This window comes from Variovorax sp. CAN15, from assembly GCF_030462475.1.
In the GTDB taxonomy this organism is placed as follows: domain Bacteria; phylum Pseudomonadota; class Gammaproteobacteria; order Burkholderiales; family Burkholderiaceae_C; genus Variovorax.
The window spans coordinates 1-24,734 of sequence record NZ_JASMRZ010000011.1 but is presented as its reverse complement, the minus strand read 5'-3'; the positions used below and the strand labels follow the sequence as shown (position 1 = coordinate 24,734).

32 protein-coding genes are annotated in these 24,734 nt (G+C 64.9%); 27 read left to right on the top strand and 5 right to left on the bottom strand.

What is annotated here, in order from left to right; translation table 11 throughout:
- Positions 1 to 19: 19 nt before the first annotated feature.
- Positions 20 to 703: a dienelactone hydrolase family protein gene (locus QMO14_RS10675; protein WP_301506928.1), complete on the top strand. Its 684-nt coding sequence runs from the start codon at positions 20 to 22 to the stop codon at positions 701 to 703.
- 70 nt (positions 704 to 773) lie between these two features.
- Here QMO14_RS10675 and QMO14_RS10670 read toward each other — a convergent pair whose 3' ends face one another.
- A complete protein-coding gene (locus tag QMO14_RS10670) occupies positions 774 to 1,688 on the bottom strand; it encodes a LysR family transcriptional regulator (protein ID WP_301506926.1) in 915 nt (304 codons plus the stop codon).
- A 133-nt stretch (positions 1,689 to 1,821) separates the two neighbouring features.
- Between QMO14_RS10670 and QMO14_RS10665 the strand changes: the two genes are divergently transcribed.
- The gene (locus QMO14_RS10665) at positions 1,822 to 2,151 is read left to right on the top strand and encodes an alpha/beta hydrolase (protein ID WP_301506925.1); all 330 of its coding nucleotides are present in this window, start codon (positions 1,822 to 1,824) and stop codon (positions 2,149 to 2,151) included.
- Positions 2,152 to 2,370: 219 nt separating this feature from the next.
- Positions 2,371 to 2,739: a DUF4148 domain-containing protein gene (locus QMO14_RS10660; protein WP_301506923.1), complete on the top strand. Its 369-nt coding sequence runs from the start codon at positions 2,371 to 2,373 to the stop codon at positions 2,737 to 2,739.
- Positions 2,740 to 2,821: 82 nt separating this feature from the next.
- Here the strand turns inward: QMO14_RS10660 and QMO14_RS10655 are convergent, their stop codons facing one another.
- Together QMO14_RS10655 and hemB are read right to left on the bottom strand one after the other, a co-directional pair.
- Positions 2,822 to 4,000 (bottom strand): magnesium transporter CorA family protein, encoded by a 1,179-nt coding sequence (locus QMO14_RS10655; protein ID WP_301506921.1) that lies wholly within the window; start codon positions 3,998 to 4,000, stop codon positions 2,822 to 2,824.
- Positions 4,001 to 4,019: 19 nt separating this feature from the next.
- The gene (hemB, locus tag QMO14_RS10650; protein ID WP_301506919.1) at positions 4,020 to 5,033 is read right to left on the bottom strand and encodes a porphobilinogen synthase; all 1,014 of its coding nucleotides are present in this window, start codon (positions 5,031 to 5,033) and stop codon (positions 4,020 to 4,022) included.
- A gap of 342 nt (positions 5,034 to 5,375) precedes the next feature.
- Between hemB and QMO14_RS10645 the strand changes: the two genes are divergently transcribed.
- The 23 genes from QMO14_RS10645 to QMO14_RS10535 all read left to right on the top strand — a co-directional run bounded on the left by QMO14_RS10645 (position 5,376) and on the right by QMO14_RS10535 (position 22,486).
- Entirely contained in the window at positions 5,376 to 5,804 is a 429-nt protein-coding gene (locus tag QMO14_RS10645) for a CopD family protein (protein WP_301506917.1), read from the top strand.
- 19 nt (positions 5,805 to 5,823) lie between these two features.
- Positions 5,824 to 6,954, top strand: a complete 1,131-nt coding sequence (locus QMO14_RS10640) for a VanZ family protein (protein ID WP_301506915.1) — start codon at positions 5,824 to 5,826, stop codon at positions 6,952 to 6,954.
- Between the two features lie 57 nt (positions 6,955 to 7,011).
- On the top strand, positions 7,012 to 7,365 hold the full coding sequence (locus QMO14_RS10635; RefSeq protein WP_301506913.1) for a ferredoxin: 354 nt from the start codon (positions 7,012 to 7,014) through the stop codon (positions 7,363 to 7,365).
- A gap of 35 nt (positions 7,366 to 7,400) precedes the next feature.
- Entirely contained in the window at positions 7,401 to 8,033 is a 633-nt protein-coding gene (locus QMO14_RS10630; protein ID WP_301506911.1) for an alpha/beta hydrolase, read from the top strand.
- A gap of 40 nt (positions 8,034 to 8,073) precedes the next feature.
- Complete coding sequence (locus tag QMO14_RS10625) at positions 8,074 to 9,243, top strand: D-alanyl-D-alanine carboxypeptidase family protein (RefSeq protein ID WP_301506909.1); 1,170 nt, start codon at positions 8,074 to 8,076, stop codon at positions 9,241 to 9,243.
- A gap of 212 nt (positions 9,244 to 9,455) precedes the next feature.
- Complete coding sequence (gene rpsL / locus QMO14_RS10620; protein ID WP_019657814.1) at positions 9,456 to 9,833, top strand: 30S ribosomal protein S12; 378 nt, start codon at positions 9,456 to 9,458, stop codon at positions 9,831 to 9,833.
- 152 nt (positions 9,834 to 9,985) lie between these two features.
- Positions 9,986 to 10,459 (top strand): 30S ribosomal protein S7, encoded by a 474-nt coding sequence (gene rpsG / locus QMO14_RS10615; protein ID WP_007829591.1) that lies wholly within the window; start codon positions 9,986 to 9,988, stop codon positions 10,457 to 10,459.
- 96 nt (positions 10,460 to 10,555) lie between these two features.
- The gene (gene fusA / locus QMO14_RS10610) at positions 10,556 to 12,655 is read left to right on the top strand and encodes an elongation factor G (protein ID WP_301506891.1); all 2,100 of its coding nucleotides are present in this window, start codon (positions 10,556 to 10,558) and stop codon (positions 12,653 to 12,655) included.
- Between the two features lie 142 nt (positions 12,656 to 12,797).
- On the top strand, positions 12,798 to 13,991 hold the full coding sequence (gene tuf, locus QMO14_RS10605; protein WP_093060175.1) for an elongation factor Tu: 1,194 nt from the start codon (positions 12,798 to 12,800) through the stop codon (positions 13,989 to 13,991).
- A gap of 21 nt (positions 13,992 to 14,012) precedes the next feature.
- A complete protein-coding gene (gene rpsJ / locus QMO14_RS10600) occupies positions 14,013 to 14,327 on the top strand; it encodes a 30S ribosomal protein S10 (RefSeq protein WP_007838118.1) in 315 nt (104 codons plus the stop codon).
- 151 nt (positions 14,328 to 14,478) lie between these two features.
- The gene (locus tag QMO14_RS10595) at positions 14,479 to 16,065 is read left to right on the top strand and encodes a hypothetical protein (protein WP_301506866.1); all 1,587 of its coding nucleotides are present in this window, start codon (positions 14,479 to 14,481) and stop codon (positions 16,063 to 16,065) included.
- Between the two features lie 22 nt (positions 16,066 to 16,087).
- Complete coding sequence (locus QMO14_RS10590) at positions 16,088 to 16,633, top strand: hypothetical protein (protein WP_301506863.1); 546 nt, start codon at positions 16,088 to 16,090, stop codon at positions 16,631 to 16,633.
- 237 nt (positions 16,634 to 16,870) lie between these two features.
- Positions 16,871 to 17,551: a 50S ribosomal protein L3 gene (gene rplC / locus QMO14_RS10585; protein WP_301506862.1), complete on the top strand. Its 681-nt coding sequence runs from the start codon at positions 16,871 to 16,873 to the stop codon at positions 17,549 to 17,551.
- Entirely contained in the window at positions 17,551 to 18,171 is a 621-nt protein-coding gene (gene rplD, locus QMO14_RS10580; RefSeq protein WP_019657681.1) for a 50S ribosomal protein L4, read from the top strand. Before rplC ends, rplD begins: the two co-directional genes overlap by 1 nt.
- Positions 18,168 to 18,503, top strand: a complete 336-nt coding sequence (gene rplW, locus QMO14_RS10575) for a 50S ribosomal protein L23 (RefSeq protein WP_301506858.1) — start codon at positions 18,168 to 18,170, stop codon at positions 18,501 to 18,503. The genes rplD and rplW overlap by 4 nt, the downstream gene beginning before the upstream one ends.
- Before the next feature lie 2 nt (positions 18,504 to 18,505).
- Positions 18,506 to 19,330 carry a 50S ribosomal protein L2 gene (gene rplB / locus QMO14_RS10570; protein ID WP_015867666.1) on the top strand — a complete coding sequence of 275 codons (825 nt, stop codon included), beginning with the start codon at positions 18,506 to 18,508 and terminating at the stop codon, positions 19,328 to 19,330.
- A 10-nt stretch (positions 19,331 to 19,340) separates the two neighbouring features.
- Complete coding sequence (gene rpsS, locus QMO14_RS10565; RefSeq protein ID WP_007838132.1) at positions 19,341 to 19,619, top strand: 30S ribosomal protein S19; 279 nt, start codon at positions 19,341 to 19,343, stop codon at positions 19,617 to 19,619.
- A 9-nt stretch (positions 19,620 to 19,628) separates the two neighbouring features.
- Positions 19,629 to 19,961 (top strand): 50S ribosomal protein L22, encoded by a 333-nt coding sequence (rplV, locus tag QMO14_RS10560; protein ID WP_007838134.1) that lies wholly within the window; start codon positions 19,629 to 19,631, stop codon positions 19,959 to 19,961.
- A 17-nt stretch (positions 19,962 to 19,978) separates the two neighbouring features.
- Positions 19,979 to 20,893, top strand: coding sequence for a 30S ribosomal protein S3 (rpsC, locus tag QMO14_RS10555; RefSeq protein ID WP_093057771.1), 915 nt, complete (start codon positions 19,979 to 19,981; stop codon positions 20,891 to 20,893).
- Positions 20,894 to 20,945: 52 nt separating this feature from the next.
- Positions 20,946 to 21,362 carry a 50S ribosomal protein L16 gene (gene rplP, locus QMO14_RS10550; protein ID WP_007838137.1) on the top strand — a complete coding sequence of 139 codons (417 nt, stop codon included), beginning with the start codon at positions 20,946 to 20,948 and terminating at the stop codon, positions 21,360 to 21,362.
- Between the two features lie 52 nt (positions 21,363 to 21,414).
- A complete protein-coding gene (gene rpmC, locus QMO14_RS10545) occupies positions 21,415 to 21,624 on the top strand; it encodes a 50S ribosomal protein L29 (RefSeq protein WP_026284221.1) in 210 nt (69 codons plus the stop codon).
- 9 nt (positions 21,625 to 21,633) lie between these two features.
- Positions 21,634 to 21,903, top strand: coding sequence for a 30S ribosomal protein S17 (gene rpsQ, locus QMO14_RS10540; protein WP_015867662.1), 270 nt, complete (start codon positions 21,634 to 21,636; stop codon positions 21,901 to 21,903).
- 76 nt (positions 21,904 to 21,979) lie between these two features.
- Positions 21,980 to 22,486, top strand: coding sequence for a peroxiredoxin (locus tag QMO14_RS10535; RefSeq protein ID WP_301506818.1), 507 nt, complete (start codon positions 21,980 to 21,982; stop codon positions 22,484 to 22,486).
- A 105-nt stretch (positions 22,487 to 22,591) separates the two neighbouring features.
- Here QMO14_RS10535 and QMO14_RS10530 read toward each other — a convergent pair whose 3' ends face one another.
- On the bottom strand, positions 22,592 to 23,179 hold the full coding sequence (locus QMO14_RS10530) for a GNAT family N-acetyltransferase (RefSeq protein WP_301506816.1): 588 nt from the start codon (positions 23,177 to 23,179) through the stop codon (positions 22,592 to 22,594).
- Positions 23,176 to 23,886 carry a cytochrome b/b6 domain-containing protein gene (locus QMO14_RS10525; protein WP_301506814.1) on the bottom strand — a complete coding sequence of 237 codons (711 nt, stop codon included), beginning with the start codon at positions 23,884 to 23,886 and terminating at the stop codon, positions 23,176 to 23,178. The genes QMO14_RS10530 and QMO14_RS10525 overlap by 4 nt, the downstream gene beginning before the upstream one ends.
- A 250-nt stretch (positions 23,887 to 24,136) precedes the next feature.
- Between QMO14_RS10525 and QMO14_RS10520 the strand changes: the two genes are divergently transcribed.
- Positions 24,137 to 24,493, top strand: coding sequence for a cytochrome c (locus tag QMO14_RS10520; protein WP_301507116.1), 357 nt, complete (start codon positions 24,137 to 24,139; stop codon positions 24,491 to 24,493).
- Positions 24,494 to 24,734: the final 241 nt, after the last annotated feature.

Genomic DNA, 24,734 nt, shown 5'->3' with positions numbered 1-24,734 from the left:
CATCAAGGAGCAAGACAACATGGGTCAATTCATCGATCTCAAGGCCAAGGACGGCCTTGGCTTTCCCGCCTACGTGGCCGAGCCGGCCGGCAAACCGCGCGGCGCGGTGGTCGTGGTGCAGGAAATATTCGGCGTGAACTCGCACATCCGCTCGGTGGCCGACGGCTACGCGGCCGAGGGCTACCTCGCCGTGGCGCCTGCCACCTTCCAGCGCGTCAAGCCGGGCGTGGAGCTGGGCTATTCGGAAGACGACATGAAGAACGGCTTCGGCCTGAAGACGGCGGTCGAGGCGCTGCCGGCGCCGGGCGTGCTGCAGGACATCGAAGCTGCCATCGCCTACGCGTCGAAGGCCGGCAAGGTCGGCATCGTCGGCTACTGCTGGGGCGGCCTGCTGACGTGGCGGGCTGCCGCGCTGCTGCCGGGCCTGTCGGCGGCGGTGCCCTACTACGGCGGCGGCATGACCTCGCCGGAAGAAACGGCGCGCCAGCCCAAGGTGCCGGTGCTGGCCCACTTCGGCAACCAGGACCACTGGATTCCGCTGGACACCATCGAGGCGTTCAAGAAGGCGCATCCCGAAGTGGAAGTGCACGTCTACCCGGTGGGCCACGGCTTCAACTGCGACCAGCGTGGCTCCTACGACGCCGACGCGGCCAGGCTGGCGCGCGAGCGCACGCTGGCGTTCTTCGCGAAGCATCTCGGCTGACGCCTTTCTCTTTCCTCTTCGCTCGCGAATGAAGAAAGCCCGGTGCATGCCGGGCTTTCTTTCTTGTTTCTCAGGACGCCGGCTTGCGCTTGAGGCCGGGCCCGTCGCCCACGCGGGTCTGCAGGAAATCGAGCAGCGCGCGCAGCGCGGCGCTGTTGTGGCGCCGTTGCAGGTACGCGGCCGAGAGCCACATGTCCTTGCGCGTGTAGCCCTGCAGCACCGGCACCAGTTCGCCTTGCTCGATGTGCGACTGCACGAGGATCGAGGGCAGGTAGATCACGCCGAAGCCGCGCATCGCGACGCGGATCAACGGGGCGCCCTCGGTGCAGTCCATGCGGCTTTTGACCTGCACGTCCAGCGGCTGGCCACCGTCGTCGAAGCGCCATACCGGCTGGGCGCCGAGCAGCGAGTGGGTGAGGGCCTCGTGGTTGGCCAGGTCGCGCGGATGCTCGGGCTTGCCGTGCTTCTTCCAGTAGACGGGCGAGGCGCAGACCACCATGTCCATGAGCCGAAGCTTGCGCACGATGAGGTTGGCGTCTTCCACGGGACCGCTGCGGATGTCGACGTCGATGCCTTCCTCGGCAAGGTCGACGGTGCGGTTGGTGAGCTGCAGGCTGATGCTCACGTCGGGGTAGTAGCGCATGAAGTCGGCCAGCAGGTTCGGGAACTCGCCGTTGCCCATGCCGTGCGGCGCCGAGATGCGCAGCCGGCCGCCGGGCTGGCTGGCGCGCTCCTGAAGCTCCGCCTGAGTGAGTTCGACCATCTCCAGTACCGGCGTGCTGCGCTCCAGCAGCAACTGGCCGGCGTCGGTGAGGCTCACGGAGCGGGTGGAGCGGTTCAGAAGGCGCACCCCGAAGCGGGTTTCCAGCTCGGCCACATACTTGCTGACGGTGGCCTTCGACATGTCCAGCCTCTTGGCTGCCTGGGAGAAGCTGCCGTGCGAGGCGACCTCCCGGAAGGTTCTGATCAGATCGAGGCTGTCCATGTGGATGGGTCCATTGTTTCCGTTTTGGGAACGCGAAGGTTCGATTCTCCCGGGTTTTGCCTGGCCGGGCTGGGCGACACTTGCGCTACGCGCCGACGTCGCCAGCCCGGCTGGGCCGTTGGAAGGAACTGGAATGAAGACCCCGAAGATCATCGCCGCCGCTGCCCTGTCGCTCCTCGCCGCTTCCGGCGGCGCGCTGGCGCAGGGCTTCGAGCCTGTCCAGCCGCTCAAGGCCGTCACCAGCCGCAGTGCCGTGTCGGCCGAAGCCGACGCCGCGGCGCGCGACGGCAATGTCTACGGCGACGTGGTCGCGGCGCCGCTGATCTCGCGGCCCGGTTCCCGTGACCGGGCCTTGGTCCGTGCCGAGGCCGTGGCCGCAGCCCATGCGCCGAACCAGAACCTGGACCGCCGCGCCTTCGTCAACAGTGAAGTGCCGGCCCAGTTCCAGCGCGCCGGACGCTAGGCCGGAAGTCTTCCCCCAGACAAGGCCGGGCCGGTGCGAACCGGGCCCGGCTTTTTGCTTTGCATGCCTTCATGTCGCCATTGTTTCAATAGAGGAAACACGGTGTCTCTGAACCGGGTGTTCCGGCAATGCCGTTCCCCCGGAAACTCGCCGCACAGGCTCGCGAACCAGCAGGCCTGGTGGACGAACCATCCAACGAACACCCTAGGAGAAATGAACATGAAGACCTCGCAAATCCTCGCTGCCGCCACCCTCGCCCTGCTCGCCGCCACCGGTGCCCAGGCTGAAACCTACCAAGGCGTGAACACCGCCGTCTCGACCAAGAGCCGCGACGAAGTCAACGCCGAAGCCGTGCGTACCGCGTCGGCTCCGAACCAGAACGTCGTGCGCGGCTCGCGCGGCGCCGAAACGGTTGCCGTGTCGAAGGACCGTTCGATCGTCGAAGCCGAAGCCGTTCGCACCGCCTACGCTCCCGACCAGAACGTGACCGGCGGTTCGCGCGTCAACAGCAAGGTCATCTCGACCATGCCCCACCCGATGGACGTGCGCGTCCAGGCCCAGCAAGGCGCTGGCGCTACCGCCAAGTAATTGAGGCGGTCCTCGGGACTGCAGCAATGAAAGAGGGCCACGCGAAAGCGTGGCCCTCTTGCTTTTGGCGCAAAGTTTGCGCTCAGCGCGTGCGGGCGAGGTAGCGCTTGCGCCAGAAGATGACGACCAGCAGCACGGCAATGACCAGCATGGAAGTCATCGCGATCCAGAAGCCGTCGGCCTTGTGCACCAGCGGGATGAACTCGAAGTTCATGCCGAAGATGCCCGCGATGAGGTTCAGCGGCAGGAACACGGCGGTGAGCACCGTCAGCACACGCATGATGTCGTTGGCGCGGTGGCCCTGGACGCTGAAGTGCATCTGCACGGCCGTCTCGGCGTTCTGCTCCAGCCGATGCACGTGGTGCGCCACGCGCTCGATGTGCTCGAGTACGTCGCGGCTGCGGATCATGATGAGCTCCCGATCGCGCTGTTCCGCCTCGCCCTTGGGCGCGGGGAGCGTTTCCAGCGAGTCGATCCAGTCTTGCATGGCGGCGCGCTGGTCCTCGCAGATCTCGTCCAGATGGTGCAGCGACTGGCGCGCCTCCATCAGCGCCCCCCAGTTGGTGAAGCGGCTGCGCGGGTCGATCAGCTCGGTCTGCCAGTGGTCGAGCTGCTTGGTGAGCTCGCGCCGCAGGTCTAGATAGCCGTCGACGATCTGGTTGATGACGCGCAGCATCAGGTCCGCGGGGCCGGTCGGCAGGCGGGCCGAGGTGGCGCGCACGTCGAGCGCCGGGGTGCCGCCGTCGGCCGAGGCGGCGGCCAGCAGCCGGGCGGCGAAGGCGTCGCGCACCGCGCCGTCCTCGGGGTGCACCGACAGCAGGACGCGGTCGAACACGGCGAAACCTACCGGCCGGGTGTCGACGCGGCGCAGCACGGGCGGACCGCTGCGGGGCTGACGGGACCCGGCGGCCGTGACGGGAGCAGGGGCGGCCGCAGGGGCTTCGTTGCCATTGCCCTTGCCGTTTCCCAAAGCGGCCTGGCCGTTGGCCAGCCGCCGGAATACCAGCACGTCGTAGAGCGAGGTGTAGTCGTAATGCGAGGGCAGCTGGTCGTTGAGCAGGTCGGCCACGTGCAGGTCGACCAGCTGCGTAAGGCACAGCGTCTGCAATATCTGCTGCACCTCGGCCAGCGAGGCCCGGAATTCATCCCGCGTGAGCGAGATCCAGAGGTAGCCGCTGGCACCGCAGGCGCCCGGCACGGTCAGCGGCGCCAGCGCGGCGTGCTCGCTGACCTGCGAGCGGTTGATTTCGAAGATGCGCATGCCCGGCTTCGGCGCGCCGTTACTTCTGCAGCAGGCGCGCGGCGTCGAGCGCGAAATAGGTCAGCACGCCGTCGGCGCCGGCGCGCTTGAAGGCCAGCAGGCTTTCGAGCACCACGGCGTCGTGGTCGAGCCAGCCGTTCTGGGCGGCGGCCTTGAGCATCGCGTACTCGCCGCTCACCTGGTAGGCGAAGGTGGGCACGTGGAACTGGTCCTTCACGCGGCGCACGATGTCCAGGTAGGGCATGCCGGGCTTCACCATCACCATGTCGGCGCCCTCGGCGATGTCGATGGCGACCTCGCGCAGGGCCTCGTCGCTGTTGCCCGGGTCCATCTGGTAGACCTTCTTGTTGCTCTTGCCGAGCGTGGCGGCCGAGCCCACGGCGTCGCGGAAGGGCCCGTAGAAGGCGCTGGCGTACTTGGCGCTGTAGGCCATGATGCGCGTGTGGATGTCGCCGCGGGCTTCCAGCGCGGTGCGGATGGCACCGATGCGGCCGTCCATCATGTCGCTGGGCGCCACGATGTCCACGCCGGCCTGCGATTGCGCGAGCGCCTGCTTCACCAGCACCTCGACGGTCGCGTCGTTGAGGATGTAGCCGGTGTCGTCGAGCAGGCCGTCCTGGCCATGGCTGGTGTAGGGGTCGAGGGCGACGTCGGTCATCACGCCCAGCTCGGGAAAGCGCGCCTTCAGCGCCGCCACCACGCGCGGGATCAGTCCGTCGGGGTTGAAGGCCTCGCGGCCATCGGGGGTCTTGAGGCCGGCGTCGATCACCGGGAACAGCGCCATCACCGGAATGCCGGCGGCTACGCACTGCTCAGCCACGGGCAGCAGCAGGTCGAGGCTCAGGCGCTCCACGCCGGGCATCGAGGGAACGGCATCGCGGCGCTTCTCGCCCTCCTGGACGAACACAGGGTAGATCAGATCGTTGACCGTCAGCGCGTGCTCTCGCACCAGGTTGCGGGTGAAAGCGTCGCGGCGCAGGCGCCGCGGCCGCCCGGCGGGGAATGCGGCCAAGGGGGAAGATGATGACGTCATATATCCAAAATTGTGCCTGAAGCGACCGTTTGCGACCCTTTTGCACGGGCGTTCGGTTGTCCGACAACTACGGGAATTAGTAGAACCAAGGTTTTAGATTTTTCGCTTTGAATGTCAAAGAAAGTGCCCCAGTCGCTTGAAACCTTGTTTCGTCTTTGTTAAATTCTGAAGCGGGCGGCTTGCCGCTCCCCGCTTTTCCTCCCTGAGCGGGTGCCTTGATGTGTGACAGCAAAAGGGCTTCCCAGCCCGACGTGAAGACGTCGGGCTTTTTTTTGCCTGTCGTACGAGTGCGTACCGGGGAAACGGGCAGTACCAGAGAGGGCGCGCCACTAAACTGCCGCCATGCTCTGGGTCAAATCTCTACACATCGTCTTCACTGCAAGCTGGTTCGCGGGGCTCTTCTACCTGCCCCGGATCTTCGTCAACCTGGCGATGGTTCCGCCCGAATCGGTGGCCGAGCGCGAGCGCCTGCTGCTCATGGCGCGCAAGCTCCTGAGGTTCACGACCTTCCTGGCGGTTCCCGCGATCGGTTTCGGCCTGTGGCTCTGGCTGGGCTACGGCATCGGGCGCGGCCCGGGCAACGGCTGGATGCACGCCAAGCTGGCACTCGTGCTGGTGGTGATCGGCTATCACCACGGCTGCGGCGTGCTGCTGCGCCGCTTCGCGGCCGGCGAGAACCGGCGCAACGACCGCTGGTTCCGCTGGTTCAACGAGCTGCCGGTGCTGCTGCTGCTGGGTATCGTGATCCTGGTGGTGGTCAAGCCGTTCTGAGCCGGCGCCGGGGGACACGGTGGATCGGCCGCAGCACAAGTCCGCCGCGCTCCCGCTGGCGCTCGCCTACGGAGCGCTGATCGTCTACGCCAGCCTCTATCCGTTCGCAGACTGGCGCGACCAGGGGATCGTGCCCTGGGCGTATCTGTCCGCGCCCTGGCCCAAGTACTGGACGGGTTTCGACTTCGCGGTCAACGTCGCGGGCTACGTGCCCTTCGGCTTTCTGTGCGCCCTGGCGATTCTGCGGGCCGGCCGGGTTTCCGGCGTCTGGCGCCCGGTGCTGCGCGCCACCGTGGCGGGGGCGGCGGTTTCCTTCACCATGGAGACGCTGCAGAGCTACCTGCCCGCGCGCATCCCGTCCAACGTGGACCTGGGGCTGAACATGGCAGGCGCTCTCGCCGGCGCCGTACTGGCGGCGGGGCTCGAGCGGCTGGGGGCGGTGGCGTACTGGAGCCGTGCGCGCTCGCAGTGGTTCGCCGAGGACTCGCGCGGCGCGCTGGTGCTGCTGGCGCTGTGGCCCTTTGCGCTGCTTTTTCCGGCGGCCGTCACATTCGGGCTGGGGCAGGTGTTCGAGCGGCTGGAGGTGGCGATCTCCGAGTGGCTGCTCGACACGCCCTTCATCGACTGGCTGCCGCTGCGCCAGTTCGAACTCGAGCCACTGGTGCCGGCGGTGGAACTGCTGTGCGTGATGCTGGGCGCGCTGGTGCCGTGCCTGCTGGGTTATCTGGTGGCGCGCTCGGTAGTCCAGCGCGCGGTGCTGCTGCCTCTGACCCTGCTGGCCGGCGTCGCGGCCTCCGCGTTGTCGGCGGCGCTGAGCTACGGGCCGGAACACGCCTGGGCCTGGCTCGGGTTGCCGGCGCAGGTCGGCATGGCGGCGGCCTTCTTTGCCGGCGTGCTGCTGCTGTTCGCGCCGCGCCGCCTGTGCGCGGCGCTGCTGCTGATGGGGCTGGTGCTGCAGCTGAGCCTGCTGAACCAGGCGCCCGAGAGCGCGTACTTCGCGCAGACCCTGGCCACCTGGGAACAGGGGCGCTTCATCCGGTTCCACGGGCTGGCGCAATGGCTGGGCTGGGCGTGGCCCTACGCGGTGATGGTCTACGTGGTGGCGGCCTTGTCGCGCCGCGGGCGGGCCGGTGCGGTTCCGACGAGCTGAGCGTGCGGATTGCTCGGCCGGAGTGAGGGTAAAGAGGGTGGTCACTAAAATCCGCCGATGCCCAGCTCCACCCCAGCCGCACCGTCCGGCTACTACGGCCGCCACATCTTCTTCTGCCTCAACGAGCGCAAGAACGGCGAGGACTCCTGCGCCATGCACAACGCTCAGGAAGGTTTCGACCGCTGCAAGGCGAAGGTCAAGGCAGAGGGCCTGGCGGGGCCCGGCAAGGTGCGCGTCAACAAGGCCGGCTGTCTTGACCGCTGCGCCGGCGGTCCGGTGGCCGTGGTGTACCCCGAGGCCGTCTGGTACACCTTCGTCGACAGCGAGGACATCGACGAGATCGTCGAGTCGCACCTGAAGAACGGCCAGGTCGTCGAGCGGCTGCTGCTGCCCCCGAACGTCGGGCGCTGAACTTTTACGCCGGCCCCTTGCTCGTACCTGCGCCAATGAATTCCCAGACCGAAAAGATCAGCCTCCAGGGCGCCGCCGGCGCGATCGAGGTGCAGCGCGACCAGCCTGCCGGAACCCCGCGCGGCATCGCGGTCGTCGCCCATCCGCATCCGCTGTTCGGCGGCACGATGGACAACAAGGTGGTGCAGACGCTTGCGCGTGCCTTCGTCGCCAGCGGCTGGACCACGGTGCGCTTCAACTTCCGCGGCGTGGGTGCCAGCGAAGGTGTGCACGACGAAGGGCGTGGCGAGCTGGAGGACATGCTGAATGTCGTCGGACGGCTCGCGCCCGAGGGGCCGCTGGCGATCGCCGGCTTCTCCTTCGGGGCCTTCGTCGCGGGCGGTGCCGTCGCCAGGCTGTGGTCCGAGCGCGAGATCCGGCAGATCGTGCTGGTGGGCACGGCCGCCGCGCGCAACAACGTGGCCACGTTGCCCGTGGAGGCGCACGAACGCACGCTGGTGGTTCATGGCGAAGCCGACGACACGGTGGCGCTGTCCGCCGTGATGGACTGGGCGCGGCCGCAGTCACTTCCTGTCACAGTCATCCCCGGGGGCGGTCATTTCTTTCACGGACAATTGCCGCTGCTCAAGGGTCTGGTCGTCCGCCATCTGCGCGCGGACATCGTTTGAAAGCCTCTCTGGCTTGTTTTCGTCTCATTCCGAACTCCCAATGAATCGTTTTCTTGGCGCGCTCCGCGCGCTGGTCTTTACCGCCGCCGCCTCCTTCAGCCTGATTGCCGCCGCCCAGATGCCGGCGCCGCCTGAAATCGCCGCGCGCAGCTACCTGCTGCTGGACGTGACCGCGAACCAGATCCTGGCGCAGAAGGACATTGACAGCCCGGTCGAGCCGGCCTCGCTCACCAAGCTGATGTCCGCCTACCTGGTGTTCGACGCGCTGCGCGCCAAGAAGATCACGCTGACCCAGACGTTGCCGGTCAGCACCCGCGCCTGGAAGATGCCCGGCTCGCGCATGTTCATCGATCCCAAGATGCAGGTGCCGGTGGAAGACCTGATCAAGGGGCTGATCGTGCAGTCGGGCAACGACGCCACCGTCGCCTTGGCCGAAGGCGTGGGTGGCACTGTGGAACACTTCGTCGAGATGATGAACGCCCAGGCCAAGGTGCTGGGCATGAAGAACACGACCTACAAGAACCCCGAGGGCCTGACAGCGCCCGGCCACACCACGACGGCCCGCGACCTGAGCATCCTGGCGACCCGCCTGGTGCGCGACTTCCCGGAAGAAGCCAAGTACTACGCCATCAAGAAGTACCGCTACCCGGGCACCCCGTCGACCAACGATACCAACCGCAACCTGCTGCTGTTCCGCGATCCGACCGTCGACGGCCTCAAGACCGGCCACACCGAGGCGGCCGGCTACTGCATGATCGCCACCGCCAAGCGCGACTTTCCCAACCTGACGGGCGGGCGCCGCCTGCTGTCGATCGTGCTGGGCGCCACGGGCGAGACTGTGCGCGCCAACGAGTCGCAGAAGCTGCTGAACTGGGGCTACACGGCCTACGACGCCGTCCGCCTGTTCGACGGCGGCCAGCCGGCGGCCACCCCGGCCGTCTGGAAGGGCAAGGCCAACGTCCTGAAGCTGGGTCGTCCCGAGCCCATCGTGGTGGCGGTGCCCGCGGGCTCGGCCAACAAGATCAAGACCCAGGTGTCGCGCCCCGACCCGCTGGTGGCGCCTTTCACCAAGTACCAGCCGGTCGGCTCGCTCAAGGTCACGCTGGATGACCAGCCTCTGGCCGATGTGCCGCTGGTTGCCCTGGAGCCGGTCGAGCAGGCCGGAGTCCTCGGCCGCGCCTGGGATGCCCTGCGTCTCTGGATCAAGTAAGCCGGGGGCGGAAAAAGAGGCGGAAAGGGCTGCTGGCGGTCATCCGCGGCAGCCGACTTTGCCGTTTCAGGCTCGTTTGCTATACTCGTGGGCTTTTCGGAATTTTCCGAAGGGTTTCACGTTTTCGTCATTCCCGGCCTCCTTGAGTCACGACAAGGGCGGTTTTCACAGCCAGGGCCGGGGCGTTTCTCGTTTTGGGGACTTTTTAATTCATGCCAACCATCAATCAACTGGTGCGTCAGGGTCGGACGGTCGAAAAGATCGCTTCGAAGAGCCCTGCCATGCAGAACTCGCCGCAGCGCCGCGGTGTCTGCACCCGCGTCTACACCACGACGCCGAAGAAGCCGAACTCGGCTCTGCGTAAAGTTGCCAAGGTCCGCCTGACCAACGGCTTCGAAGTCATTTCCTACATCGGCGGCGAAGGCCACAACCTCCAGGAACACAGCGTCGTGCTGGTTCGCGGCGGGCGTGTCAAGGACTTGCCCGGTGTGCGCTACCACATCGTTCGTGGTTCGCTTGACCTGCAAGGCGTGAAAGACCGCAAGCAGTCGCGTTCCAAGTACGGCGCGAAGCGTCCCAAGAAGGCCTGATAGGTCTTCCTGTCGTCAAGAACAAACGGTGTTCGGTTACCTTGGCGGGTACATCGAACGTAGTGACCCAATATCGGGTCGAGTAAGTGAGAGTCCCGCTTGGCTCTCGCGGTGCCGGAAACGGTGCCAACTGAAGCAAAGAGGTTAGAAAAATGCCACGTCGTCGCGAAGTCCCCAAACGTGAAATCCTGCCGGATCCCAAGTACGGCAATGTCGAGCTGTCCAAATTCATGAACGTGATCATGGAAGGCGGCAAGAAGGCTGTTGCCGAGCGCATCATCTACGGCGCGCTCGATTTCATCGAGAAGAAGAACCCGGACAAGGACCCCCTCGAGGCGTTCACCGTTGCCATCAACAACGTGAAGCCGATGGTCGAAGTGAAGTCGCGCCGCGTCGGCGGTGCGAACTATCAAGTGCCGGTCGAAGTCCGTCCCGTCCGCCGCCTCGCTCTGTCGATGCGCTGGATCAAGGAAGCCGCCCGCAAGCGCGGTGAGAAGTCGATGGCCCTGCGTCTGGCCAACGAACTGATGGAAGCCACGGAAGGCCGTGGCGGTGCCATGAAGAAGCGCGACGAAGTGCACCGCATGGCAGAAGCCAACCGGGCGTTCAGCCACTTCCGCTTCTAAAAATCAAACTTCGCTTGGGCGTTGGGTGTCGGGTTTCGGGCGTTGTGCCCGTGCCCGGGGCCCAGCGCTCAACGCATTTCAACCCGAAAGTAAATCATGTCCCGCAAGACCCCCATCGAGCGCTACCGCAACATCGGCATCTCCGCGCACATCGACGCTGGCAAGACCACGACGACCGAACGTATCCTGTTCTACACCGGTGTGAACCACAAGATCGGTGAAGTGCACGACGGTGCCGCCACGATGGACTGGATGGAGCAAGAGCAAGAGCGCGGTATCACGATCACGTCCGCCGCCACCACCTGCTTCTGGAAGGGCATGGCCGGCAAGTTCGACGAACACCGCATCAACATCATCGACACCCCCGGCCACGTGGACTTCACCATTGAAGTCGAGCGCTCGATGCGCGTGCTGGACGGCGCCGTGATGGTGTACGACGCTGTCGGCGGCGTGCAGCCCCAGTCGGAAACCGTCTGGCGCCAGGCCAACAAGTACAAGGTGCCTCGTCTCGCGTTCGTCAACAAGATGGACCGTACCGGCGCCGACTTCCTGCGCGTTCGTCAGATGATGGTCGACCGCCTGAAGGCCAACCCCGTCGTGATCCAGATCCCGATCGGTGCCGAAGAGCACTTCCAGGGCATCGTCGACCTCGTGAAGATGAAGGCGATCATCTGGGACGAAGACAAGGGCGTGACCTTCCAGTACGGCGAGATTCCCGCCAACCTGGTGGACGTCTGCAACGAATACCGCGAAAAGCTTGTCGAAGCGGCTGCCGAAGCCAGCGAAGAGCTGATGAACAAGTATCTCGAAGGCGGCGAGCTGAGCGAGGAAGAAATCAAGAAGGCCCTGCGCCAGCGCACCATCGCTGGCGAAATCCAGCCGATGCTGTGCGGCTCGGCCTTCAAGAACAAGGGCGTGCAGGCCATGCTCGACGCCGTCGTCGAATACATGCCGTCGCCGCTGGACATCCCGCCGGTGGCTGGCCTGGACGAAGACGAAGCGCCTGTCGTTCGCAAGGCCGACGACAACGAGAAGTTCTCTGCTCTCGCATTCAAGCTGATGACCGACCCGTTCGTGGGCCAGTTGACCTTCGTGCGCGTCTATTCTGGCGTGCTCTCGAAGGGCGACAGCGTCTACAACCCGGTGCGCGGCAAGAAGGAACGTATCGGCCGCATCGTGCAGATGCACGCGAACAACCGTGAAGAAGTCAGCGAAATCCGCGCTGGCGACATCGCCGCCTGCGTGGGCCTGAAGGAAGTGACCACCGGCGAAACGCTGTGCGATCCCGAAGCCATCGTCACGCTGGAGCGCATGGTGTTCCCGGAGTCTGTGATTTCGCAGGCTGTGGAACCGAAGACCAAGGCCGACCAGGAAAAGATGGGCATCGCGCTTCAGCGTCTGGCTCAGGAAGACCCTTCGTTCCGTGTTCGCACCGACGAAGAATCGGGCCAGACCATCATCGCCGGCATGGGCGAGCTCCACCTTGAAATCATCGTGGACCGCATGAAGCGCGAATTCGGCGTGGAAGCCAACGTGGGCAAGCCGCAGGTGGCCTACCGCGAAACGATCCGCAAGACCGTCGAGGAAGCCGAAGGCAAGTTCGTCCGCCAGTCGGGTGGTAAGGGCCAGTACGGCCACGTCGTGCTCAAGATCGAACCCCAGGAAGCCGGCAAGGGCTTCGAGTTCGTCGACGCCATCAAGGGCGGCGTGGTTCCGCGCGAATACATTCCCGCAGTGGAAAAGGGCGTCGTGGAAGCTCTGACGCAAGGCGTGCTGGCGGGTTACCCCGTCGTGGACGTCAAGGTCACGCTGCACTTCGGTTCGTACCACGACGTGGACTCGAACGAAATGGCGTTCAAGATGGCCGCGATCTTCGGCTTCAAGGAAGGTGCCCGCAAGGCCAACCCCGTGATCCTCGAGCCGATGATGGCCGTGGAAGTCGAAACGCCTGAAGACTACGCCGGCAACGTGATGGGCGACCTGTCGTCCCGCCGCGGCATGGTGCAGGGCATGGACGACATGGTCGGTGGCGGCAAGGCCATCAAGGCCGAAGTGCCGCTGTCGGAAATGTTCGGCTACTCGACCACGCTGCGCTCGATGTCGCAAGGCCGCGCAACGTACACGATGGAGTTCAAGCACTACGCCGAAGCTCCGCGCAACGTCGCCGAAGCCATCGTGGCCGCTCGCGCCAAGTAAGTTTTCAAGAATGCGGGGCCGCGCAGTGCGCGGCCCCCGTTGTCTGCGATCCGGTGCCGCCACGTTCCCGTGCGAGGCGAACCAGCAATCGGGTGCAGACATAAAACCAATGCACGGGAACTGCTCTTTCAAGGATTGAAAAATGGCAAAAGGTAAATTCACCCGCACCAAGCCGCACGTGAACGTGGGCACGATCGGTCACGTCGACCACGGCAAGACCACGCTGACGGCTGCGATCGCCACGGTGCTGTCGGCCAAGTTCGGCGGCGAAGCCAAGGCCTATGACCAGATCGACGCTGCGCCCGAAGAAAAGGCCCGCGGCATCACGATCAACACCGCGCACGTCGAGTACGAAACGGCCAACCGCCACTACGCACACGTCGACTGCCCCGGCCACGCCGACTACGTGAAGAACATGATCACCGGCGCCGCCCAGATGGACGGCGCCATCCTGGTGTGCTCGGCCGCCGACGGCCCGATGCCCCAGACCCGTGAACACATCCTGCTGGCTCGCCAGGTGGGCGTGGGCTACATCATCGTGTTCCTGAACAAGTGCGACATGGTCGACGACAAGGAACTGCTCGAACTGGTCGAAATGGAAGTCCGCGAACTCCTCGACAAGTACGAATTCCCCGGCGACGACACCCCCATCATCCACGGCTCGGCCAAGCTCGCCCTGGAAGGCGACAAGGGCGAGCTGGGCGAAGGCGCCATCATGAAGCTGGCGGAAGCCCTGGACACGTACATCCCGACGCCCGAGCGCGCCGTGGACGGCACGTTCCTGATGCCCGTGGAAGACGTGTTCTCGATCTCGGGTCGCGGCACCGTGGTGACCGGCGCCGTCGAGCGCGGCGTGATCAAGGTTGGTGAAGAAATCGAAATCGTGGGCATCCGCCCGACGGTCAAGACCACCTGCACCGGCGTGGAAATGTTCCGCAAGCTGCTGGACCAGGGTCAAGCCGGCGACAACGTGGGCGTGCTGCTGCGCGGCACGAAGCGCGAAGAAGTCGAGCGCGGCCAGGTGCTGTGCAAGCCCGGCTCGATCAAGCCGCACACGCACTTCACCGCCGAGGTGTACGTCCTGTCGAAGGATGAAGGCGGCCGTCACACGCCGTTCTTCAACAACTACCGTCCGCAGTTCTACTTCCGCACGACGGACGTGACCGGCGCGATCGAGCTGCCCAAGGACAAGGAAATGGTCATGCCCGGCGACAACGTCAGCATCACCGTGAAGCTGATCAACCCGATCGCGATGGAAGAAGGCCTGCGCTTCGCCATCCGTGAAGGCGGCCGTACCGTGGGTTCGGGCGTCGTGGCGAAGATCCTCGACATCTAAGCCGAGCGCAAAGGAATCACCATGGCAACCAAGCAAAAGATCCGCATCCGCCTGAAGGCATTCGATTACAAGCTGATCGACCAGTCGGCCGCTGAAATCGTGGACACCGCCAAGCGCACCGGCGCGATCGTCAAGGGCCCCGTGCCCCTGCCGACCCGCATGAAGCGCTTCGACATCCTGCGTTCGCCGCACGTCAACAAGACGTCGCGCGACCAGCTGGAAATCCGCACGCACCAGCGCCTGATGGACATCGTCGACCCGACCGACAAGACCGTGGACGCGCTGATGAAGCTCGACCTGCCGGCCGGCGTGGACGTCGAGATCAAGCTGCAATAACACATTCGGCTTCGCGCCAATGTCGTTGAAAAACCCGCCTGCAGAAATGCAGGCGGGTTTTGTGCTTTATGTCTCGCGAATGTGGCATCCTCCCGTGACGGCGTCCGCCAATCTTCCAGGCGTCGGTAGCTGAAGCGAGGGCAGCACAATCATGGGACAACGCATCTCTTTTTCATCGGGCTTGGTTGCCTGCGTGGCGGCAGTGCTTCTGACCGCTTGCGGTGGTGGAGGAGGGGGAGGCGGTGGTGGTATTCCCTTGCTGCCCTTGATTCCCGCCGCTCAGGTCGCGCTGAGTGGCACGGCCACCTACGAGTCGGTGCCCAACCCCAATGGCCGCCTCGTGTATGCCAACACCGAGGTCAAGCCGGTGCGCGGCGCCTTTGTCGAAGTGCTCGATGCCGGCAGCGGCAACCAGTTGGCCACGACCGCCACCGATGACAATGGCGCCTATTCGGTGAACGTCCAGGGAAACACGAACGTGATCGTCCGCGTGCGGGCGCAATTGACCCGCACCGGTGCCCTTCCGAGCTGGGACGTCACCGTGCGCGACAACACGCAGTCGAGCGCAATCTATTCCATGCAGTCGTCGGTGTTCTCCACCGGCGGCGCCGCGCTCACCCGCGACCTGCGCGCCCCCAGCGGCTGGGGTGGTTCGAGCTACACCGGCCAGCGCGTGTCCGGGCCGTTCGCCATCATGGACACGGTCTACACCGCGATGCAGAAGGTGATGACGGCCGCGCCGGCGACGGCCTTTCCTTCGCTGAAGGTGTTCTGGAGCGTCAACAACACGAACGCCAGCGGCAGCGTCGCGCTGGGGCAGATCGGGACCACCTTCTTCGTTGGAAGGAGCTCGGGCGCCGAGATCTACGTGCTCGGCAAGGAGGACGTGGATACCGATGAATTCGACGCACCGGTGATCGCCCATGAATGGGGTCACTACTACCAGGCCTCCTTCAGCCGCGACGACTCGACCGGCGGTGCGCACTCCACGAGCGAGCGCGTCGATCGCCGGCTGGCCTTCTCCGAAGGATGGGGCAATGGCTGGTCGGGCATCGTGCTCGGACGCAGCAACTATGTCGATTCCGACGGGCCCGGCCAGGCGCAAGGCAGCAACCTCGATCTCACGCGGGGGCCCACGACCAATCCAGGCTGGTTCCGGGAGTCTTCGATCCAGTCGATCTTCTGGAGCCTGAATCAGCAGGTCGGGTTCAAGCCGATCCACGACACGATGACGAGCGCGCTGTTCAAGGGCGGCGCGCCAGTCACCTCGATCCATCCTTTCACGGCGGCGTTCAATGTCGCCGCGCCCGGCAGTGCTTCGGCGTTGGCGGCTCTGCTTTCGGGCCAGAGCATCAGCGCGGCTTCCAACGATGCCTACGGCACCCAGGAAACCAACAATGGCGGATCGCCCACCGTGAACTATGCGTTGCCGATGTACGGCCAGGCGACCATCGGTGCAAGCACGTCGGCTTGCGTAACGAACACCGAGGACCCTCGGAGCAACGGGAACAAGCTCGGGAGCTTCTCCTATCTGCGTTTCACCGCGCCGACCAGCCGCAACTACCAGTTCGCCATCACTGCGCCGGCTGGTGCCAGCCCCAATTTCGTCGTCTACAGGGGAGGGGTGGTGAGCCGGAACACCAATTCGGTCAGCCTCTCGGCCGGCGACTACGTTCTGGTCGTCAACGATGTCAACAACTCCGGCGCAAACACTTGCTTCGGTGTGCTGATCCAATAAGTAGCAGCGAGGAAGTCCACCCATGAACCTCCGTTCCCGTTCGACCATCGCCGCCGCCACCGCGTTTCTGGCGCTCGCCGCGGCGTCCGCGTGCGCAGACGGCGTGCCGGGGCAGCGCGCCGCCAAGCAAGCCGGCGCTTCCCGCAATGCGGCACCCATGACGGTTGCCGCACGCAAGCCCAACGATTCCGGTGTGGCGATCCAGTACAGGGTCGAAGGCACGCCGCGGATCGGGCAGTCTGTCTCCGTCATTCTCCAGTTCGACGGCGTGAGCGACCCGGCCGGAGCCACCGTGCGCCTGACGGCCGACTCGGGCCTCTCCTTGGCAACGGCCAGCAGCCTGACTCTTCCCGCCGGGCAGGGCGCGACCATCAACGCAAAAGTCACGGTCGCCCGCGAAGGCCTTGCCTACCTGAACGTCTTCGTCACGCAAGACGGGGCCACGAGCATCGTCGCCATTCCCATCCAGGCGGGTGCCAGCGCGCCCGCCATGAAGGCAGCGGGTGAGCTGAATTCTTCGGCAGAGGGCGAGAAGATCATCTCGATGCCGGCCAAAGAGCCGAAATAGGCCGGGAAACGCACCGAAAACGGGCTTCCAAGGCCTGAAAAACGCCGCAACAGCGGCGCTTGCACAGTGCCCGCCGCGCGGGCTATAATCGCTGGCTCTGCCCTTGTTGCGTCCATATGGGCGCTATGCGAGCAGAGATTTATCAACCTTCTTCCGCAGTTCGGGGAAACCCGGCAAACGCTGTCGCCAATTGAAGTGGCAGCGGCGAAGGAAGCTTCCATTTTTTGGAGAAAACAAATGAGTCTGAGCAACTCCCTCGGGTTGCTGGGCCGCAAGGTGGGGATGATGCGTCTCTTCACCGATGACGGGGACGCAGTCCCTGTCACGGTGGTGGATGTGTCCAACAACCGCGTGACCCAGATCAAGTCCCAAGAGAACGATGGCTACGTCGCCCTGCAGGTGACGTTCGGTTCGCGCAAGGCATCGCGCGTGACCAAGCCCGAAGCCGGCCACCTCGCCAAGGCGGGTGTCGAAGCTGGCGAAATCATCCAGGAATTCCGCGTTACCGCCGATACCGCAGGTCAGCACAAGGCTGGCGGCGTGATCCCGGTGGCAAGCGTCTTCTCCGTGGGCCAGAAGGTGGACGTGCAGGGCACTTCCATCGGCAAGGGCTACGCTGGCACGATCAAGCGTCACAACATGAGCTCGCAGCGCGCGTCGCACGGTAACAGTCGTTCGCACAACGTGCCCGGCTCGATCGGTATGGCGCAGGACCCCGGCCGCGTGTTCCCCGGCAAGCGCATGACTGGCCACCTCGGCGACGTCACCCGCACCACCCAAAACCTCGACGTCTTCCGCATCGACGAAGCGCGTCAACTGCTGCTCATCAAGGGCGCGATTCCGGGTTCGAAGGGTGGCTTCGTCACCGTGCGTCCCGCCATCAAGGCCAAGCCGCAAGCGGCTGAAGGAGCGAAGTAATGGAACTCGAACTCCTGAACGAACAAGGCCAGGCTGCGTCGAAGTACGACGCCCCCGAGACCGTGTTCGGCCGTGACTACAACGAAGACCTAGTCCACCAGATCGTCGTCGCATTCCAGGCCAACGCACGCCAAGGCACGCGCGCCCAGAAGGACCGCGAGCAGGTCAAGCACTCGACCAAGAAGCCTTTCAAGCAAAAAGGAACGGGCCGCGCCCGCGCCGGTATGACTTCCTCGCCGCTGTGGCGCGGAGGCGGCCGGATCTTCCCGAACATGCCTGACGAAAACTTCTCGCAGAAGATCAACAAGAAGATGTATCGCGCCGGCATGGCGTCCATCTTCTCGCAGCTCGCCCGCGAAGGCCGTCTGGCCGTGGTCGATTCGATCAAGGTCGACTCGCCCAAGACCAAGCCGCTGGCTGCCCGTTTCAAGGCGATGAATCTCGAGTCCGTGCTCGTGATCGCCGAAGAAGTCGACGAAAACCTGTACCTCGCCTCGCGCAATCTGGTCAACGTTCTCGTGGTCGAACCCCGTTACGCCGATCCGGTGTCGCTGGTTCACTACAAGAAGGTGCTGGTCACCAAGGGTGCCGTCGACAAGCTCAAGGAGATGTTCGCATGAGCCGCGTGAACCCCACCCCTGCACAACGCCAGTTCGACGAAGGCCGTCTCATGAACGTGCTGGTCGCCCCAGTCGTGTCCGAAAAGGCCACGATGGTCGGCGAGAAGTCGAACTCTGTCACTTTCAAGGTGCTGCAAGACGCCACCAAGCCCGAAATCAAGGCCGCCGTCGAACTGATGTTCAAGGTCGAGGTCAAGGGTGTATCGGTGCTCAACACCAAGGGCAAGACCAAGCGCTTCGGCAAGTCCGTCGGCCGCCGCGACAACGTTCGCAAGGCCTATGTGACGCTGAAGGCCGGTCAAGAGCTCAACCTCGTCGGGGAAGGCGCTTAATCATGGCCGTCATCAAGATGAAACCCACTTCGCCGGGCCAACGCGGCGCGGTGAAGATCTCGCGTGACCACCTGTTCAAGGGTGCTCCTCACGCTCCCCTGCTGGAACCCCAGTTCCAGAAGGCCGGCCGCAACAACAACGGCCACATCACGATCCGTCATCGTGGCGGCGGTGCCAAGCACCACTACCGCGTGGTCGACTTCGTGCGCAACAAGGACGGCATCCCGGCCAAGGTCGAACGCATCGAATACGACCCGAACCGCACCGCCCACATCGCTCTGGTCTGCTACGCCGACGGCGAGCGCCGCTACATCATCGCCCCGCGCGGTCTGGAAGCCGGTGCGACGCTGCTGTCGGGCTCCGAAGCGCCGATCCGCGCCGGCAACACCCTGCCGATCCGCAACATCCCGGTGGGTTCGACGATCCACTGCATCGAACTGCAACCCGGCAAGGGCGCGCAGATCGCTCGTTCGGCCGGTACGTCGGCCACGCTGCTGGCCCGTGAAGGCGTCTACGCCCAGGTCCGCATGCGTTCGGGCGAAGTCCGCCGCATTCATATCGAATGCCGCGCGACCATCGGTGAAGTGGCCAACGAAGAGCACAGCCTGCGCCAGCTCGGCAAGGCCGGTGTGAAGCGTCACATGGGTATTCGCCCGACCGTTCGCGGCGTGGTGATGAACCCTGTGGACCACCCGCACGGTGGCGGCGAAGGCAAGACTGGCGAAGGCCGTCATCCGGTCGACCCGTGGGGCAACCTGACCAAGGGTTATCGGACCCGCAACAACAAGCGCACGCAGGTCTTCATCGTGTCGCGTCGCAAGAAGTAAGGGATAGCCAATGACTCGCTCTCTCAAAAAGGGTCCGTTCGTCGACCACCACCTCGTGGCCAAGGCCGACAAGGCCGTGACGACCAAGGACAAGAAGCCGATCAAGACCTGGTCGCGCCGCTCGATGGTTCTGCCCGAGTTCATCGGCCTGACCATCGCTGTGCACAACGGCAAGCAACACGTGCCTGTGTACATCACCGACCAGATGGTCGGCCACAAGCTCGGCGAATTTGCGCTCACGCGCACGTTCAAGGGGCACCCCGCGGACAAGAAAGTCCAGAAGAAGTAAGGAACGACCATGTCTGAAACACGTGCAGTCCTCCGCGGTGTCCGCCTGTCGGTCGACAAGGGCCGTCTGGTCGCTGACCTGATCCGCGGCAAGAAGGTCGATCAAGCGCTCAACGTTCTGCAATTCACGCAGAAGAAGGCCGCTGTGATCATCAAGAAGGTGCTGGAGTCGGCTATCGCCAACGCCGAGCACAACGACGGTGCCGACATCGACGAGCTGAAGGTCAAGACCATCTACGTCGAGCAAGGTGCAACGCTCAAGCGCTTCACCGCGCGGGCCAAGGGTCGCGGCAATCGCATCAGCAAGCCCACGTGCCATGTGTACGTGACGGTCGGCAACTAAGAAGGCCTGGAAGAAATATGGGACAGAAAATCCACCCAACCGGGTTCCGCCTTGCGGTTACCCGTAACTGGTCCAGCCGCTGGTACGCAAGCGACCGCGATTTCGCGGGCATGCTGGCCGAAGACATCAAGGTCCGCGAATACCTGAAGAAGAAGCTGAAGAACGCTTCGGTCTCGCGCGTCATGATCGAACGTCCCGCCAAGAACGCACGCATCACGATCTACTCGGCACGTCCGGGCGTCGTGATCGGCAAGAAGGGTGAAGACATCGAGAACCTCAAGCGCGAACTGGGCAAGCAGCTCGGCGTGCCGGTCGCGGTCAACATCGAAGAAGTGCGCAAGCCCGAAATCGATGCGCAGCTGATCGCCGACAGCATCACGCAGCAGCTCGAAAAGCGGATCATGTTTCGCCGCGCCATGAAGCGCGCCATGCAGAACGCCATGCGTCTGGGTGCCCTGGGCATCAAGATCATGTCGGCTGGCCGCCTGAACGGTATCGAAATCGCTCGTACCGAGTGGTACCGCGAAGGTCGCGTGCCTCTCCACACCCTGCGCGCCGACATTGACTACGGCACCTCGGAAGCCAAGACCACCTACGGCGTCATCGGCGTCAAGGTCTGGGTCTACAAGGGCGACACGCTGGGTCGTAACGACCTGCCCGCCGTCGAGACGCCGCGTCCCGAAGAAGAACGTCGCCCGCGTGGTCCCCGCCGCGATGGCCGCCCCGGTGGCGACCGTCCGGGCAGCGACCGCCGTGGCCCCGGCCCGCGCGCCGGTGCCCGCGGCCCGATCGGTGGCAACACCGCTCCGGCCGATGGCAGCGACAAGCCCGCGGAAGCAACCGGCGGTGCCGGTGCAGACTCGAAACCCGCCGTTAAGCGCGTCCGCAAAGCCGCGCCCGCTGCAGCAGCGGACGGTGCCAAGACCGAGTAATCGGTCGCTCCCGGGCGCGCAAGCGCCTGGGGCCCTCACGGAGTAACAAAACATGCTGCAACCTGCACGCAGAAAGTTCCGCAAGGAACAAAAGGGCCGCAACACCGGCATCGCAACCACGGGTAACTCGGTTGCGTTCGGTGACTTCGGTCTCAAATGCACCGACCGCGGCCGCCTGACGGCGCGCCAGATCGAAGCCGCTCGTCGCGCGATTTCGCGTCACGTGAAGCGCGGTGGCCGTATCTGGATCCGCGTGTTCCCCGACAAGCCGATCTCTACCAAGCCCGCCGAAGTGCGGATGGGTAACGGCAAGGGCAACCCCGAGTACTACGTCGCCGAGATCCAGCCTGGCAAGATCGTGTTCGAGATCGTCGGCGTGCCCGAAGAACTCGCCCGCGAAGCGTTCCGCCTGGCCGCCGCCAAGCTTCCGCTGCGTACGACGTTCGTCGCTCGCCAGCTCGGCGCCTGAGAGGAGAACACCCATGGCAACACGTAAGAAGAACACCGCGGCTGCCGCCAAGGTGACGAAGGCCGCAACCCTGCGCACGAAGGACGTCGCGGGTCTGCAAGCCGAAATCAAGGATCTGCAGAAGGCCCACTTCGGCCTGCGCATGCAGAAGGCCACGCAACAGCTGTCGAACACCTCGACGCTGCGCGTGACCCGCCGCGACATCGCGCGCGCCAAGACCATTCTTGCCCAGAAGCAGCAAGAAACCCAAGCCGCCAAGTAAGGAGTGAACATGACGGAAGCTAAAAAATCCCTCAAGCGCACCTTGATCGGCAAGGTGGTCAGCGACAAGCGTGCCAAGACCGTGACCGTGCTGGTCGAGCGCCGTGTGAAGCACGAGCTCTACGGCAAGATCGTGGCCAAGACGAGCAAGTACCACGCCCACGACGAAAAGGGCGAGTACAAGCTGGGCGACACCATCGAGATCACGGAAAGCCGTCCGATCTCGAAGACCAAGAACTGGGTCGTGACCCGTCTGGTCGAGAAGGCCGTTCTGGTCTGATCATCCCCGGCTCGATACAGCCCATCCGGAAACGGCCCACAATGTGGGCCGTTTTCTTTTTCCAGGAGCACATTCAATGATCAAAGTCGGCGACACCCTTCCCTCGGCCACCCTGCAGGAATATTCCGAAGTCGAGGGTGAAGGTTGCAGCATCGGGCCGAACCCGGTGGACGTGGCCAAGGCAACGGCGGGCAAGACCATCGCGCTGTTCGCGCTGCCCGGCGCCTTCACCCCCACCTGTTCGGCCAAGCACGTGCCGGGTTATGTGCAGCATTTCGACGACTTCAAGGCCGCCGGTGTGGACGAGATCTGGTGCGTGAGCGTGAACGACGCCTTCGTGATGGGCGCCTGGGCGCGCGACCAGAAGACCGGCGCCAAGGTGCGCATGCTGGCCGACGGCAGCGCCGACTTCGCGAAAGCCACCGGCCTCACGCTCGACCTGACCGGCCGCGGCATGGGCTTGCGCAGCAACCGCTATTCGATGCTCGTGAAGGACGGCAAGGTCGCGACGCTCAACGTCGAGGCACCGGGCAAGTTCGAAGTCAGCGACGCCGATACGCTTCTGGCCCAGGCTCGCGGCTGAATCTTGAGTTCTTCGGGAGGGCCGCCGCGCACGGCCGCCCGAAGCAGCCGGCCCGCTCCCCGCAGGGGTTGGCGAAGCGACACAAAGTGCGTACAGCGTGAGGCGCTAAAGCTCCACTTTCAGGTAGTGAGCCCCGGCGACGGGGTTGTGATAGTAAGGCGGCACCTCCACGAAACCCAGGTCTTCGTACAGCGCCCGGGCCGACTCCATGTCGTCGAGCGTGTCGAGCAGCACGCAGCCGTAGCCCGCGCTGCGTGCGGCATCGAGGATCGCCTCGGCCAGCTGGCGGCCCAGCCCCAGCCCACGGAAGCCAGGGCGCACGTACAGGCGCTTCATTTCCGCCGCGTTCGCATAGTCCGCGTTGTCCAACGGCCGCAGCGCGCAACAGCCTGCCACGTGGGCCAGCGTGCCGTCGGCTCGCCTGAGCGTCGGCGCCTGGCGCCCGGCCTCTTCCTTGACGTTCGCCGCATCGACCAATGCCAGCAGCAGCGTGCCGCGCGGTTCGGTGTATTCACCGGGCAGTTGCGCCAGTTCGCCGTCGAAATCCTGGAAATCGAGGTCAATGCCCAGCGAACCCGCGTAGTCGCGAAAGATCGTGCGCGCCGCCTCGATCTCGTGGGCCCCTTCAGGGATGACTAGCATCACCGCCGGCATGGCCGACAGCGGCAGGGGACGTGAAATGGAAAAGCTCATACGCGCAACGAGGAAATCCACCAGGACACGCCCGCGCACAGCGCGAACAACACCAGCGCCAGCCAGCGCGAAGCCGCGTCGTCGCGGCTGGGCGCCATCCGGCCGCTCGCGGGGGCGACCAGCTTGTCGCCCGTCACCATCGGTCGCACCAGGCGGTGCCGCTTGACGACCACGTGGAACAGCACCGCCACCACGTGCAGGCTTGCGAGAGCGATCACGATCCACTTGCCCTGCGCCTTGTGCCAGCCGGTGGCCAGGCTCACGATGTCGCCGGAGACGAAGCGCGTCAGCGGCCCGGAGGCCGATATCTCGTCGTCGGCCATCAGGCCGGTCGCGACCTGTAGCGCGAGGATGATCAAGACCGCGAACACCGACAGCGCCCCCAACGGCGTATGGCCGATCAGGTGATCGGGATGCGCCCGTCCGCGCAGATAGGCCGCGAGCGAACCCGGTCCGTAGACGAAGGACCCGAAGCGCGACCAGCGCCCGCCTGCGAAACCCCAGAGCAGCCTGAACAGCAACAGCGCAAGGACCGAGTAGCCGACGCGGAAGTGCCATTCCATCGCACCGTTCAGGCCGGTGCCGATCATGCCGAACACGGCGATGGCCAGTGCCCAATGGAAAAGGCGCGTCGGCAGGTCCCAGACCCTGGTGCGGGCAGCGGGGCCGGAGGCCGCGCGTAAGGCGGCCACGGAGGAGTCGGTCATCGAGGATGGCGCGGAGGCGCGATGCTGCGGAAGGCGCAGATTAGCAAAGTCCGGGCCCCAGGCCGCTTCGGGTTGTTGCTATGCGGCCGGCACGACCCGCCCCTAAACTCGCCCGCAGCGCCGCGCACGATGGCGTTTTTCCCCCACGCGAGGATCACCCATGAGCCGATTCGCCTCCCTGGCTGTCGCAGCCGCCTGCGCAGCCATGTCCCTTCCCGCTGCCGCCCAGTTCGCCAAGCCCTAAGACGCCATCAAGTACCGCCAGAGCGCGCTGTTCGTGATGAGCCAGCACTTCGGCCGCCTCGGCGCCATGGCCAACGGCCGCGTGCCCTACGACGCAGCCGCTGCCACGGAGAATGCCGAAGTGGTCGCCGACATGGCGAAGCTGCCCTGGGCGGCTTTCGGTGCCGGCACCGAGGGCGGCAAGGCCGGGCCCGAGATATGGAAGGAAGACGCCAAGTTCAAGGAGCGCCAGCAGAAGCTGATCGAGGAAGCCGGCAAGCCGGCGAGCGCCGCCAAGGCCGGCAACATCGACGCGCTCAAGGCGCAGTTCGGCCCTGCCGCCGCGAGCTGCAAGGCTTGCCACGACAGCTTCCGCGCACGGTAATCAGTAGCGGACCGCGGCAAGACAAAAGGGCGCTCCATGGAGCGCCCTCAGACTGCTGACGAACCCCCCGTTTTCTGGAACGCGGGGTTTTTTCTTTCAGGTGAAGCTGATTTCGCGACGATGGGGCCACAGCCCAGCGACAGCGACCAAGTAGCGCTCCAAGAGCCTTTTCATGGCTGCGCAGCGCCTGGCGCGACATAAAAGCGCCCTCATGCGCGCCAGCAGCAGCGCGATCTTCTTG